At 69.8% G+C, this 12,926-nt stretch carries 12 protein-coding genes; 11 read left to right on the top strand and 1 reads right to left on the bottom strand.

Annotated features, from left to right (window positions below; translation table 11 throughout):
• Nucleotides 1–85: 85 nt before the first annotated feature.
• Nucleotides 86–2,224 carry an elongation factor G-like protein EF-G2 gene (locus AB0J64_RS17775; protein WP_364027787.1) on the bottom strand — a complete coding sequence of 713 codons (2,139 nt, stop codon included), beginning with the start codon at nucleotides 2,222–2,224 and terminating at the stop codon, nucleotides 86–88.
• A gap of 235 nt (nucleotides 2,225–2,459) precedes the next feature.
• On the opposite strand from AB0J64_RS17775, the gene pgsA reads away from it, so the two are divergent.
• The 11 genes from pgsA to AB0J64_RS17720 all read left to right on the top strand — a co-directional run bounded on the left by pgsA (nucleotide 2,460) and on the right by AB0J64_RS17720 (nucleotide 12,893).
• Nucleotides 2,460–3,089, top strand: coding sequence for a phosphatidylinositol phosphate synthase (pgsA, locus tag AB0J64_RS17770; protein ID WP_364027784.1), 630 nt, complete (start codon nucleotides 2,460–2,462; stop codon nucleotides 3,087–3,089).
• Nucleotides 3,079–3,987: a phosphatidylinositol mannoside acyltransferase gene (locus tag AB0J64_RS17765; protein WP_364027781.1), complete on the top strand. Its 909-nt coding sequence runs from the start codon at nucleotides 3,079–3,081 to the stop codon at nucleotides 3,985–3,987. Before pgsA ends, AB0J64_RS17765 begins: the two co-directional genes overlap by 11 nt.
• Nucleotides 3,984–5,114, top strand: coding sequence for a glycosyltransferase family 4 protein (locus AB0J64_RS17760; protein WP_364027778.1), 1,131 nt, complete (start codon nucleotides 3,984–3,986; stop codon nucleotides 5,112–5,114). The genes AB0J64_RS17765 and AB0J64_RS17760 overlap by 4 nt, the downstream gene beginning before the upstream one ends.
• Nucleotides 5,115–5,151: 37 nt before the next feature.
• On the top strand, nucleotides 5,152–5,694 hold the full coding sequence (locus AB0J64_RS17755) for a hypothetical protein (RefSeq protein WP_364027775.1): 543 nt from the start codon (nucleotides 5,152–5,154) through the stop codon (nucleotides 5,692–5,694).
• 65 nt (nucleotides 5,695–5,759) lie between these two features.
• The gene (locus AB0J64_RS17750) at nucleotides 5,760–6,776 is read left to right on the top strand and encodes a DUF3048 domain-containing protein (protein WP_364027772.1); all 1,017 of its coding nucleotides are present in this window, start codon (nucleotides 5,760–5,762) and stop codon (nucleotides 6,774–6,776) included.
• A gap of 129 nt (nucleotides 6,777–6,905) precedes the next feature.
• Complete coding sequence (gene pdxS / locus AB0J64_RS17745; RefSeq protein WP_344996011.1) at nucleotides 6,906–7,820, top strand: pyridoxal 5'-phosphate synthase lyase subunit PdxS; 915 nt, start codon at nucleotides 6,906–6,908, stop codon at nucleotides 7,818–7,820.
• A 263-nt stretch (nucleotides 7,821–8,083) separates the two neighbouring features.
• Nucleotides 8,084–9,733 (top strand): alkaline phosphatase D family protein, encoded by a 1,650-nt coding sequence (locus AB0J64_RS17740; protein WP_364027769.1) that lies wholly within the window; start codon nucleotides 8,084–8,086, stop codon nucleotides 9,731–9,733.
• An 85-nt stretch (nucleotides 9,734–9,818) separates the two neighbouring features.
• Nucleotides 9,819–10,247, top strand: a complete 429-nt coding sequence (locus AB0J64_RS17735) for a MarR family transcriptional regulator (protein ID WP_357605189.1) — start codon at nucleotides 9,819–9,821, stop codon at nucleotides 10,245–10,247.
• 41 nt (nucleotides 10,248–10,288) lie between these two features.
• Nucleotides 10,289–11,464 carry an MFS transporter gene (locus tag AB0J64_RS17730; protein WP_364027765.1) on the top strand — a complete coding sequence of 392 codons (1,176 nt, stop codon included), beginning with the start codon at nucleotides 10,289–10,291 and terminating at the stop codon, nucleotides 11,462–11,464.
• A 97-nt stretch (nucleotides 11,465–11,561) separates the two neighbouring features.
• Nucleotides 11,562–12,140, top strand: coding sequence for a pyridoxal 5'-phosphate synthase glutaminase subunit PdxT (gene pdxT, locus AB0J64_RS17725; protein WP_344994755.1), 579 nt, complete (start codon nucleotides 11,562–11,564; stop codon nucleotides 12,138–12,140).
• Nucleotides 12,141–12,143: 3 nt separating this feature from the next.
• Nucleotides 12,144–12,893, top strand: coding sequence for a YebC/PmpR family DNA-binding transcriptional regulator (locus tag AB0J64_RS17720; protein WP_364027761.1), 750 nt, complete (start codon nucleotides 12,144–12,146; stop codon nucleotides 12,891–12,893).
• Nucleotides 12,894–12,926: the final 33 nt, after the last annotated feature.

The raw sequence follows: 12,926 nt of genomic DNA, 5'->3' as shown, positions 1-12,926 counted from the left end.
TCGTGATATTACTGTGACAAAAGAGCTGGGCTGGGCCGGGAGGGAACAATGTCCCTCCCGGCTCCTCACAGCCTCGCGCCAGGCCCTACTCCCCGGCGGATGCGAGCTTGCTCGCGAGGTTCGGCGGCAGCGGCTCGTAGCGCAGGAACGTCCGCTGGAACGTCCCGGTGCCGTGTGACATGGATCGCAGGTCGATGGCGTACCGCGTTATCTCCAGCTCGGGCACCTCCGCCTTGACCAGCGTGCGCCCGGTGCCGACCGGCTCGGTGCCGAGCACCCGGCCGCGCCGCGACGACAGGTCGGACATCACCGACCCCACGTAATCGTCGGCCACCAGCACCGACAGCTCGTCCACCGGCTCCAGCAGCAGCGTCGGCACCTTCGACGCCGCCTCCTTGAGCGCGAGCTGGCCCGCGATCTGGAAGGCCATGTCGGACGAGTCGACCGAGTGGGCCTTGCCGTCGTACAGGGTGACGCGCACGTCCACCATCGGGTAGCCGGCCACGACGCCCCGCTCCATCTGGGCCCGCACGCCCTTCTCCACCGACGGGATGAACTGCCGCGGCACCACGCCGCCGACGATCTTGTCCACGAACTCGAACCCGGCGCCCGACGGCAGCGGCTCGACCTCGAGATGGCAGATCGCGTACTGGCCGTGGCCGCCGGTCTGCTTGACGTTGCGACCCATCGCCTGGCACTTGCCGCCGAACGTCTCGCGCAGCGGCACCCGCAGCTCGACCCGCTCCACCTCGACGCCGTAGCGCTTGGACAGGCGGTCGAGCAGCACGTCGGTGTGCGCCTCGCCCATGCACCAGAGCACGAGCTGCTTGGTCTCGGCGTTGTTCTCCAGGCGCAGCGTCGGGTCCTCGGCCACCAGTCTGCCGAGGGCCTGCGCCAGCTTGTCCTCGTCGGCCTTCGACCTGGCCCTGATCGCCACCGGCAGCAGCGGGTCGGGCATGGCCCACGAGGTCATCAGCAGCGGGTGGTCGGCGTCGGACAGCGTGTCCCCGGTCTCGGCCCGCGACAGCTTGGCCACCGCCACGATGTCACCCGCGACGCCCTTGGCCGCCGGGCGCTGCTGCTTGCCCAGCGGGCTGGTCAGCGTGCCGATGCGCTCGTCCACGTCGTGGTCCTCGTGCCCGCGGTCGGCCAGGCCGTGGCCGGACACGTGCACGGTCATGTCGGGGCGCAGTGTGCCGGAGAAGACGCGTACGAGGCTGATGCGGCCCACGTACGGATCGCTGGTGGTCTTGACGACCTCGGCCACGAGCGGGCCGTCCGCATCGCACGTGATGTACTTGACCGGCTTGCCCGACAGGTCGGTGATCTCCGGCATGGGATGCTCGAGAGGCGACGGGAAGCCCTGCGTCACGATCTCCAGCAGCTCCTCGGCGCCGACGCCGAGCCCGCTGCACAGCACCGGGTAGAAGCTGCCGCGCGCGACGGCCTTCTCCAGGTCGGCCACGAGGACCTTGGTGTCGAGGTGCTCGCCGCCGAGGTACCGCTCCATGAGCGATTCGTCCTCGCTCTCCTGGATGATCCCCTCGATCAGCTCGCCGCGGCGCTCCTCGATCTGCGCCGCGTACTCCGCGCCGGGCTCCTTCTCCGTACGCGTGCCCGTGGCGTAGTTGTAGAACTTCTCGGACAGCAGCCCGATCAGCCCGTTGACGTTGCCGTTGGTGATCACCGGGAGGTAGAGCGGCGCGACGCCGTCGCCGAAGACGTCCTGGCAGGTGGCGAGCACCTCGTCGAAGTCGGCCCGCTGGTGGTCGATCTTGGTGATCACGACCGCCCGCGGCATGCCGACCTGGGCGCACTCCTCCCACAGCATCTGCGTCAGCCCGTCGATCCCCTCCGCGGCCGACACCACGAACAGCGCGGCGTCCGCCGCGCGCAGCCCGGCGCGCAGGTCGCCCACGAAGTCGGCGTAGCCCGGGGTGTCGATCAGGTTGACCTTGATGCCGTTGTGGACCAGCGGCGCCACGGCGAGGTTCACCGACCGCTGCTGCCGCACCTCGACCTCGTCGAAGTCGCTGACCGTGTTGCCGTCCTCCACGCGTCCCGGGCGCTGGACGGTGCCCGTCGCGGTCAGCAACTGCTCGACGAGGGTCGTCTTACCCGCTCCTGAGTGGCCGACCAGTACGACATTGCGTATCGCATCCGCCCTGTCGGCCGCGGGTGCCCTGCCCGCGGCTCCCACGGCGCCTGGGTTCCGTTCTGCCACTTCGGCCTCCTGTTTTCACGGCCCCACCACGTGAGGCTTCGGCTCCGACGCCGGGACCCGTCGACTTCCCTCAACGCTGGTCGCTACGCTTCTCCGCTCCTCAGTGCAGGCGACGATCCCGTGACCGCACCCGCGCGGAAGGTGACAGAAACCGCATGGACGCGGTGTGTTCACCAAATACCCGTGTGGCGGATATCACAAGGGGGGCGGGGCAAAGAAAGTTGTCAGGCGTTCCATGGCCTACGATCGGACGGCGATGCTCAAACTCCTGCGCCCGGCCATGACCCGGATACTCACCCCGCTGGGCAGGGCCCTCGTCGGCCGCGGGATCGGCCCGAACGCCGTCACGGCGATCGGCACCCTCGGCACGGTGGTATCGGCCCTGCTCTTCTTCCCCCTGGGGCAGCTCACCTGGGGCGCCCTCGTGATCACCGTTTTCGTGCTGTTCGACCTGCTCGACGGAGTGGTGGCGAGGCTCGGCGGGAAGGGCGGCTCCACCTGGGGGGCGTTCCTCGACTCCACGCTCGACCGGGTGGCCGACGCCGCCATCTTCGCCGGGCTGATCCTCTACTTCATCTCCCGGCATGACACGCTGATGGCCGCGGTGACGCTGGTGTGCCTGATCGCGGGCGCCCTCGTCTCGTACGCCAAGGCCAGGGCGGAGGGGCTCGGGCTGACGGCCGACGTGGGGCTGGCCGAGCGGCCGGAGCGGCTGGTCGTGGCGCTCGTCGCGGCCTGTTTCTCGGGGCTCGGGGTTCCGTACATCCTGCCTGTGGGCATGTGGCTGCTCGCGGCGGCCAGCGTGATCACCGTGGCGCAGCGTGTGGTGGCGGTCTACCAGCAGACGAGGAGAGATGAGCGATAACGCGTCTTTCGGCGACCGCGTCGTCGCCGCGGGCTTCGCGGCCGGGTGGAAGCTCGTGCCGCTGCTGCCCGAGCGTCCGACGGCCGCGGTCTTCCGCTTCCTGGCCGACCGGATCTGGCGCAGGCGGGGCAGGTCCGTGAGCCGGTTGGAGTCCAACCTGGCCAGGGTGACCGGGCTCGACGTGGGCAGCCGTGAGCTGCGCGAGCTCAGCAGGGCGGGCATGCGCTCGTACTTCCGCTACTTCCACGAGATCTTCCGGCTGCCGTCGATGGACGTCGAGGAGATCGTGCGCCGCACCCACGTCATCGGCGCCGAGCACGTCCACACCACCGTGGCGGCCGGCAGGGGCGTGGTGCTGGCGCTGCCGCACATGGGCAACTGGGACCAGGCGGGCGCGTGGCTGGTGGGCGTCGGCCACCCGTTCGCGACCGTGGCCGAGCGGCTCAAGCCGGAGTCGCTGTTCCGCCGGTACGTGGCCTTCCGCGAGGGGCTCGGCATGGAGGTGCTGCCGCTCACCGGCGGCGACGGGCACAACTTCGCCACGCTGGCCATCCGGGTGCGCAGGGGCGGAGTGGTGTGCCTGCCCGCCGAGCGCGACCTGACCAAGAGCGGCGTCGAGGTGCGCTTCTTCGGCGCGGCCACCAAGGTGCCCGCTGGGCCGCCGCTGCTGGCCGTGCAGACGGGGGCCGCGCTGCTGCCGGCCATCGTCTACAACGTGGGCGACGACTGGGGCATCCACATCCACGAGGAGATCCCGGTCCCCGCCGAGGGCACCAGGCAGGAGAAGGTCGCGGCGGTGGCCCAGGCGCTGGCCGACGTCTTCGAGAAGGGCATCTCCGAGCATCCGGAGGACTGGCACATGTTGCAGCGGCTGTGGCTGGAAGACCTCCCGCGATGAGAATCGGCATTGTCTGCCCCTATTCGTGGGACATGCCGGGCGGGGTCAAACAGCACATCGACGACCTGGCCCAGGCTCTGATGGCGCAGGAGCACGACGTCTCGGTGATCGCGCCGGCGGCCGACGACGACGAGCTGCCCGCCTACGTGACGGGCGCGGGCCGGGCCGTGCCGGTGCCGTACAACGGGTCGGTGGCCAGGATGTCGTTCGGCTTCCTGTCGGCCGCGCGGGTGCGGCGGTGGGTGCGCACCGGGGAGTTCGACGTGCTGCACATCCATGAGCCGCTGATCCCGAGCCTGGGCGTGCTGGCCTGCTGGGCGGCCAGGGGGCCGATCGTGGCCACGTTCCACGCGTCGTTCACGCGCTCGCGAGCCATCGCGGTGGCCGAGCCGCTGCTGCGCAGCGCGCTGGAGAAGCTGATGGGCCGCATCGCGGTCTCCGACGCGGCCCGCAAGAGCCTGGTCGAGCAGTTCGGCGGCGACGCCGTGCTGATCCCGAACGGCGTCACCGTCTCCCGCTACACCGAGGCCGAGCCGCTCGACGGCTGGGGGCCCGACGGCACCACGATCGGCTTCCTGGGCCGGATGGACGAGGAGCGCAAGGGCCTGCCGATCCTGCTCGACGCGTTCAGGACGCTGGCGGCCGAGCGGCCCCGGGTGAAGCTGCTGATCGCCGGGCCGGGCGACGCCAAGGACGTGTACGAGCGGGTGCCCAAGCAGTTCCACGACCGGGTGACCGTGCTGGGCATGGTGAGCGAGGCCGACAAGATCCGCGCGTACCACTCGGTCGACGTCTTCTGCGCCCCCAACACGCGGGGCGAGAGCTTCGGCATCGTGCTGGCCGAGGCCATGGCGTCCGGGGCGACGGTGCTGGCCAGCGACATCCCGGCCTTCCGCAAGGTGCTCGGCGACGGGCAGGCGGGGGCGCTGTTCGCCAACGGCGACGCGGCCTCCCTGGCGCGGGAGGCCGCGGCGCTGCTCGACGCGCCGGAGCGCCGCGCCAAGCTGGCCGCCGAAGCGCTGGTGGCGGTGCGGAAGTACGACTGGTCGACGGTGGCGCGCGACGTCGTACGCGTCTACGAGACCGTCACCACGGGCGGCGCCGGACGCGTGGAGGAGGACCTGTGACGCTACGGCGCGCTTGTGGGCGTGTGGAGGGTGACCGTTGACCTCGACCATGATCGTGCTGATCGTGGGCATCGTCGTGGTGCTCGCGGCCGTCTACATCTCCTGGCGGGCGGGCCGGCTCGACCGCCTGCACATCCGGCTCGAGCTGGCCCAGGAGTCGCTGGACGCCGCGCTGATGCGGCGCAGGGCGGTGGTGCTGGAGCTGGCCGGATCGCGCCTGCTCGACCCCGCCACGTCCCTGGTGCTGGCCGCCGCGGCGCACGAGGCGAGGACGGCCGGGCCCGAGGAGCGCGAGCACGCCGAGAGCGACCTGTCGCGTGCCCTGCGCGCCGCCGTGGACCAGGAGCGGTTCAGGGAGAAGCTCTCGGAGTCGCCGGGCGGCGGCGACCTGCTGGAGGAGCTCGACGCCGCCGTCGCCAAGGTGGTCTACTCGCGCCGTTTCTACAACAACGCCGTGGCGGTCACCCGTACGGCTCAGCGGCGCTGGCTTGCCAGAACCCTGCGCCTGGCGGGGCATACGGAATATCCGCGATTCTTCGAGATTGATGACAATCCGCCGGCGACTATGGCAACTGAATGACCTGATTTGAGGAAGCCAGTAAGCTTCATCCCGTTTTCTGGGCTGAAGCGAGGAGTGTGTTTGACGTGCGGCTATCCCGGTTGATCACGGTCACACTGGCGGGCGCGTCCGTGCTGCTGCCCGTGGCGGCCTGCTCCTCGGACGAGCCCGCTCCGGGGAAGGCGCCGCAGGCGGCCACGGCGGCGCCCAGCGAGGAGCCCACGGAGGAGGCCAAGGGGCACCCGTTCACCGGCAAGCCGTACGACGCGCTGAAGCCGGTGCTCGCGGTGAAGATCGAGAACACCGCGGCGGGCAAGCCGCAGCTCGGGCTCAAGAGCGCGGACCTCGTCTACATCGAGCAGGTCGAGGCGGGCCTGACCCGGCTCATGGCGATCTTCTCCTCCAAGCTGCCCGCCAAGGTGGGCCCCGTCCGCAGCGCTCGCATCTCCGACCTGCACATCACGCCGCAGTTCGGCAAGCCGGCCTTCGCCTACTCGGGCGTGCAGACCAAGATGCTGCCGTTCGTGGCCAAGGCGTCGCTGTTCGACGTGGGTGACACGCGCAATCCGGGTGCGTTCTTCCGTCAGCCCGGCCGCTTCGCCCCCTACAACCTGTTCGCCAACACCAAGGATCTCCTGTCCAAGGCGCCCAAGGCGAGCAAGGCCAAGGACATCGGCCTCACCTTCGGCGACGCTCCCGCCGAGGGCGGCGTGGACAAGAAGTCGTACACGGTCAAGTGGCCCGCGGCGCGCTTCACCTTCGCCTGGTCGGAGGAGAAGCAGCAGTGGCTGATCTGGCAGGACGGCAAGAAGGACATGGCGGCGGAGGGCGGCCAGCTGAGCGCGCCCACGATCGTCGTGCAGTACACCAAGACCGAGCGCTCGGAGTTCCACGACAAGAACCAGAGCTACACGCCGCTCGTGCACACCACGGGCAAGGGCAAGGCGGTCGTGCTGCGCGACGGCAAGGCGTACAACGCGAACTGGGAGCGGGAATCGGAGGACGTCGGCACGACGTTCACCACGGAGAGCGGCGAGCCGATGAACTTCGCGCCGGGCCAGGTGTGGATCGCGCTGGCCAGCCGCAAGCCCGTCATCCCCTAGGGCGATTCTTGGTCGCCGATGTGTCTAAGTACGGCGATAAATCCTGACATCTTGGCATGTCGGGGGAGGGGTCCATCAGGACCTACCATGGGGTTGATAACTTACCGACCAGCCGTGAGAGCCGTGAGGATGACCGTGTCCACCAGCACGCCTGAAAGCACCCCCGTCACCGGAACCGCCCGTGTCAAGCGCGGCATGGCCGAGATGCTCAAGGGCGGCGTCATCATGGACGTCGTCACCCCCGAGCAGGCCAAAATCGCTGAGGACGCCGGCGCGGTCGCCGTGATGGCCCTCGAGCGCGTGCCCGCCGACATCCGTGCCCAGGGCGGCGTGTCCAGGATGAGCGATCCCGACATGATCGACGGCATCATCAGCGCCGTGTCGATCCCCGTGATGGCCAAGGCCCGCATCGGCCACTTCGTCGAGGCCAAGGTGCTGCAGGCGCTCGGCGTCGACTACGTGGACGAGTCGGAGGTGCTGACCCCGGCCGACTACGCCAACCACATCGACAAGTGGCAGTTCACCGTGCCGTTCGTGTGCGGGGCCACCAACCTGGGCGAGGCCATGCGCCGCATCACCGAGGGCGCGGCGATGATCCGCTCCAAGGGCGAGGCCGGCACCGGTGACGTCTCCAACGCCGTCACCCACATGCGCACGATCCGCGCCGAGATCAAGCGACTCACCTCGCTGCCCGAGGACGAGCTGTACGTCGCCGCCAAGGAGCTGCAGGCCCCGTACGAGCTGGTCGCCGAGGTGGCCAAGACCGGCAAGCTGCCGGTCGTGCTGTTCACCGCGGGGGGCATCGCCACCCCGGCCGACGCCGCGATGATGATGCAGCTCGGCGCCGAGGGCGTGTTCGTGGGCTCGGGCATCTTCAAGTCGGGCGACCCGGCCAAGCGCGCCGCGGCCATCGTCAAGGCCACCACGTTCTACGACGACCCCGACGTCATCGCCAAGGTCTCGCGCGGCCTGGGCGAGGCCATGGTCGGCATCAACGTCGACGAGATCCCGCAGCCGCACCGCCTGGCCGAGCGCGGCTGGTAGTCGGCGCGTCGTTGCAGGTCATCTGAGCTTTCCACGTGACATGATCACACGTGGCGGGACGCGTTCCGCGGCTCGCTGCAGGGAGTGGTGCCTGTCGGTACGGCAGGCAGGGTGCACCACGAAGCGACGGTGAAAATTGCCGGAAGAGGCGACATCCACGAAGGATGTCGCCTTTTTCGTGTTGTGTGATGTTCACCCCGCAGTCATGATCCTCAGTAAAGCTACCCGGCGTCCCCCTCACCCTCGAGCGTCACAGGAGCACCATGTCCAAGCTGAACCGCCGGCACTTCCTCGTCACGGGGTTAGCCGCAGGCGCGGCCGCGACCATCCCCGCCACCGCCGCGTACGCCGCCGCCTCCCGCGACCTGACCACCGACCCGTTCACGCTGGGCGTCGCCTCCGGGGACCCCGACCACGAGGGCTTCGTGCTGTGGACCAGGCTCGCCCAGCAGCCGCTGGCCGAGGACGGGTTCGGCGGCATGCCGCAGCGGCCGTTCACGGTGCAGTGGCAGGTCTACGCCGACGAGCACTGCCGCCGCATCGTTCGCTCGGGCGTCAGCGTGGCCACTCCCGAGTGGGGCCACAGCGTGCACGTCGAGGTCGACCGGCTGAGCTCCGACCGCGATTACTGGTACCGCTTCCGCGTCGGCAGGTACGTTTCGCCGGTCGGGCGCGCCCGCACCGCCCCGCACCCGCTCTCGTACGGGGGCCCGCTGGCCATGGCGTTCGTCTCGTGCGCCCAGTACGAGCACGGCTACTTCACCTCGTACCGCAGGCTGGCCGAGGACCACCCGGACCTCGTCCTGCACCTGGGCGACTACCAGTACGAGTACACCAAGGACACCTACACCATCCCCGGCGGCAACGTCCGCGACCACGAGGGCCCCGAGACGGAGACCCTGGCGAACTACCGCCAGCGCCACGCCCAGTACAAGGCCGACCCCGACCTCCAGGCCGCGCACGCCGCCGCGCCGTGGCTGGTGGTGTGGGACGACCACGAGGTCGACAACAACTGGGCCGACGAGATCCCCGAGAAGCCCGAGGTCCCCCAGCCGAACTTCCTGGCCAGGCGCGAGGCCGCCTTCCGCGCCTACTACGAGAACATGCCGCTGCGCCGCACCTCCATCCCGCGGGGCATCGACATGCAGCTCTACCGGCGCATCCGGTGGGGGCGCCTGGCCACGTTCCACATGCTCGACACCCGCCAGTACCGCGACGACCAGGGCTGCGGCGACGGCTACCGCGACTGCCCGGCCGCCGTGGACCCGGCGCGCTCGATCACGGGGTCGGAGCAGGAGGCGTGGCTGGTGGACGGCTTCCACAAGTCGCGGGCGCAGTGGGACATCATCGGCCAGCAGGTGTTCTTCGCCCAGCGTGACAACAACGCCGGCCCCGCCAAGGTCACCAGCATGGACGCCTGGGACGGCTACGTGGCCTCCCGGCAGCGCATCACGCAGGGCTGGGTGGACGCCAAGGTGCGCAACGCGGTGGTGCTGACCGGCGACGTGCACGCGCACTGGGCCAGCGACCTCAAGCTGGACTACGACGACCCGACCGGGCCCTCGGTGGGGTCCGAGCTGGTGGCCACCTCGATCTCGACCGGCGGCGACGGCGCCGACTCGGACCCGGCCACGCATCCGTTCCTGAAGATCAATCCGCATCTGAAGTTCTACAACAACCAGCGCGGCTACGTGCTGACCAAGATCGAGCGAGAGCAGATGACGGCGGACTTCAGGGTGGTGCCGCGGGTGCAGGAGACCGGGGCCGAGGTCTACACGCGGGCCACGTTCGTCGTGGAGGACCGGGTGCCGGGGGTGCAGCAGACGTACCTGCGGCCGATGGACCCGTCGCTGCGCGCCGCGCAGGACATGACGGTGGAGGACACGGTCCGCTGGGAGACCGAGCGCCCGTAACCTCCGCAGAGGGCGGCATCCCCACCAGGGGTGCCGCCCTTTCTCCGAGTGGAATATTAGCCAGGCTAAGTTAGTTGGGCTAAGTATGAGGGACGATCCCACCCGCCTGGCCGAGCAGGTCTCCACGGTGCTGCGCCACCTGGTCCTCCTGCTCCGGCGCACCGTCGCCGGCCAGCCCGTCACCAGCCAGCAGTACGCCGTGCTCGGCTCGCTCGAACACGGCCCGCGCCGCATGACCGAGCTGGCCGAGGAGCACGCCGTCCAGCTCCCCACCATGACCGTGCAGATCAACCGGCTGGAGGACGCCGGCCTGGTGGCACGCGGCTCCGACCCGGCCGACGCGCGCGTCAGGACGGTCGAGCTGACCGGCGAGGGCCGCGACCGGCTGCTCGCCGTGCGGCGGGCCAGGATCGCCCATCTCAGCCAGGAACTGGCCGCCCTCACCGACGACGAGCGCGCCACGCTCGCGGCGGCGCTGCCGGTCCTGGCCAAGCTCGGCAGCAACCCCCGGTAAGGAGCACCATGCAATCCGGCGGCGGAATCCTTCGCCAGCCCATGTCCGTCTGGGCCACCGCGTTCGCGGCGGTCGTGGCGTTCATGGGCATCGGTCTCGTCGACCCCATCCTCCCCTCCATCGCCCAGGGCCTGAAGGCCACGCCCAGCCAGGTCTCGCTGCTGTTCACCAGCTACTTCCTGGTGACGGCGGTGGCCATGCTGATCACCGGCTGGGTCTCCAGCCGCATCGGCGGCAAGCGGACGCTGCTGGCCGGGCTGGCGCTGGTGATCGTGTTCGCCGCGCTCGCCGGCACCTCCACCAGCGTCGCCGAGCTCGTCGGCTTCCGCGCCGGCTGGGGCCTCGGCAACGCGCTGTTCGTGGCCACCGCGCTGGCGGTCATCGTGGGCGCGGCCAGCGGCGGCGCGGAGTCGGCGATCATCCTGTACGAGGCCGCGCTCGGCCTGGGCATCTCCGCCGGTCCCCTGGTGGGCGCCCTGCTCGGCGACTGGAACTGGCGGGCCCCGTTCTTCGGCACCGCCACCCTCATGGCCGTCGGCCTCGTACTGATCGTCACCCTGCTCAAGGCGCCGGCCAGGCCGGCGGCCAGGACCGGCCTCACCGCCCCCATCAGGGCGCTCGCCCACGGCGGCCTGTCCACCACCGCCTTCACCGCGCTCTTCTACAACTTCGCGTTCTTCACGGTGCTGGCCTTCACCCCGTTCATCCTGAACATGTCCCCCTACGGCATCGGCGCCGTCTTCTTCGGCTGGGGCGTCTGCGTGGCGCTGTCCTCGGTGTTCGCCGCGCCGCCGCTGCAGCGCAGGATCGGCTCGGTGAACGTGCTCCACCTGGCGCTGGCGCTGCTCGCCGTGTTCCAGATCGGCATCGCCCTGTCCGGACACGCCGGGATCATCGTGTTCACCGTCCTGTCCGGCATCCCCATCGGCCTCAACAACACCGTCTTCACCGAGGCGGCCATGGAGGTCTCCGACGCGCCCAGGCCCGTCGCCTCCGCCGGCTACAACTTCGTGCGCTGGATGGGCGGCGCGCTGGCCCCGTTCATCGCCACCAAGCTGGGCGAGGAGATCGGCGTCGCCGTCCCGTACGCGCTCGGCGCCGTCTGCTGCCTCGTCGGCATGGCCATCCTGTACGTCAGGCGCCACCACCTGCGCGCGCTGTCCCGGGTGGACGACGACCACACGGTGCACGACGCCGCGACGGTCGCGACGTACTGACCAGCGCGCCAGTAGCCTCAAGACGGTCCAGTAGGAAGATCCCAGGCCATCCTGGTGTTGAATGGTCTGAACCCGCACCCAGACGGAAGGATCGACTGTGCCCACGATCGGTGTACTCGCTCTCCAGGGAGACGTGCGCGAGCATGTGCGCATGCTTCAGGAGGCAGGCGCCTCGGCGACCGCCGTGCGCCGGCCGGCCGAGCTGGACGCGGTCGACGGGCTCGTCATCCCCGGCGGGGAGTCGACCACCATGTGGAAGCTCGCCGAGACGTTCGACATGCTCGAGCCGCTGCGGATGCGGGTCAAGGAAGGCATGCCCGCCTACGGCTCCTGCGCCGGCATGATCATGCTGGCCGACAGGATCGAGGACGGCATCGCCGGCCAGCAGACCATCGGCGGCATCGACATGGTGGTCAGGCGTAACGCGTTCGGCCGCCAGGTCGACTCGTTCGAGTCCGATCTGGACTTCGCGGGGGAGCGGGTGCACGCCGTGTTCATCCGCGCGCCCTGGGTCGAATCCCTCGGCGACGACGTCGAAGTGCTGGGCCGGTGCGAGCCTGGGGATAGGATCGTCGCGGTCCGTCAAGGGCCGCTGCTCGCGACGTCGTTCCACCCTGAGCTGACCGGGGACACGCGCGTGCACCGTTACTTCGTAGACATGGTGAGGGAGCTCTAGGTAATGTCCGGCCACTCCAAATGGGCGACGACGAAGCACAAGAAGGCCGCGCTCGACGCCAAGCGGGGCAAGCTGTTCGCGAAGCTCATCAAGAACATCGAGGTGGCGGCACGGACCGGTGGCCCTGACCCGGACGCCAACCCCACCCTCTTCGACGCCATCTTCAAGGCGAAGAAGAACTCCGTGCCCAACGACAACATCGAGCGGGCCCGCAAGCGAGGCGGCGGCCTTGAGGCCGGCGGCGCCGACTGGCAGACGATCATGTACGAGGGCTACGCGCCCGGCGGCGTCGCGGTGCTCATCGAGTGCCTCACCGACAACCGCAACCGCGCCGCCTCCGAGGTGCGCGTGGCGCTGACCCGCAACGGCGGCTCGCTGGCCGACCCGGGCTCGGTCTCCTACATGTTCAACCGCAAGGGCGTCGTGATCGTCCCCAAGAACGGGCTCGACGAGGACACCGTGCTGATGGCCGTGCTCGACGCGGGCGCCGAGGAGGTCAACGACATCGGCGACTCCTTCGAGGTCGTCTGCGAGGCCGGTGACCTCGTGCCGGTGCGCAAGGCGCTGCAGGAGGCGGGGATCGACTACGACTCCGCGGAGTCGAGCTTCCTGCCGACGATGAGCGTGCCGCTGGACGAGGAGGGGGCCAAGAAGGTGTTCCGCCTCATCGACGCGCTGGAGGACAGCGACGACGTGCAGAACGTCTTCGCCAACTTCGACGTCCCGGACGAGGTGCTGGCGGCGCTGGACTAGCGCGGCCGATCTGGTCGAGGGCCCGGCTCGTTG

It is taken from the genome of Nonomuraea sp. NPDC049695 (assembly GCF_040674955.1).
GTDB classification, from domain to species: domain Bacteria; phylum Actinomycetota; class Actinomycetes; order Streptosporangiales; family Streptosporangiaceae; genus Nonomuraea; species Nonomuraea helvata.
The sequence above is the reverse complement of the archived record's forward strand: the minus strand, read 5'-3'. Positions and strand labels throughout refer to the sequence as shown.

Coding starts and splice junctions, on each gene's coding strand:
- pgsA (WP_364027784.1), top strand. CDS start 2,460: ATGGCCTACGATCGGACGGCGATGCTCAAACTCCTGCGCCCGGCCATG.
- AB0J64_RS17765 (WP_364027781.1), top strand. CDS start 3,079: ATGAGCGATAACGCGTCTTTCGGCGACCGCGTCGTCGCCGCGGGCTTC.
- AB0J64_RS17760 (WP_364027778.1), top strand. CDS start 3,984: ATGAGAATCGGCATTGTCTGCCCCTATTCGTGGGACATGCCGGGCGGG.
- pdxS (WP_344996011.1), top strand. CDS start 6,906: ATGACCGTGTCCACCAGCACGCCTGAAAGCACCCCCGTCACCGGAACC.
- AB0J64_RS17740 (WP_364027769.1), top strand. CDS start 8,084: ATGTCCAAGCTGAACCGCCGGCACTTCCTCGTCACGGGGTTAGCCGCA.
- AB0J64_RS17735 (WP_357605189.1), top strand. CDS start 9,819: ATGAGGGACGATCCCACCCGCCTGGCCGAGCAGGTCTCCACGGTGCTG.
- AB0J64_RS17730 (WP_364027765.1), top strand. CDS start 10,289: ATGTCCGTCTGGGCCACCGCGTTCGCGGCGGTCGTGGCGTTCATGGGC.
- AB0J64_RS17720 (WP_364027761.1), top strand. CDS start 12,144: ATGTCCGGCCACTCCAAATGGGCGACGACGAAGCACAAGAAGGCCGCG.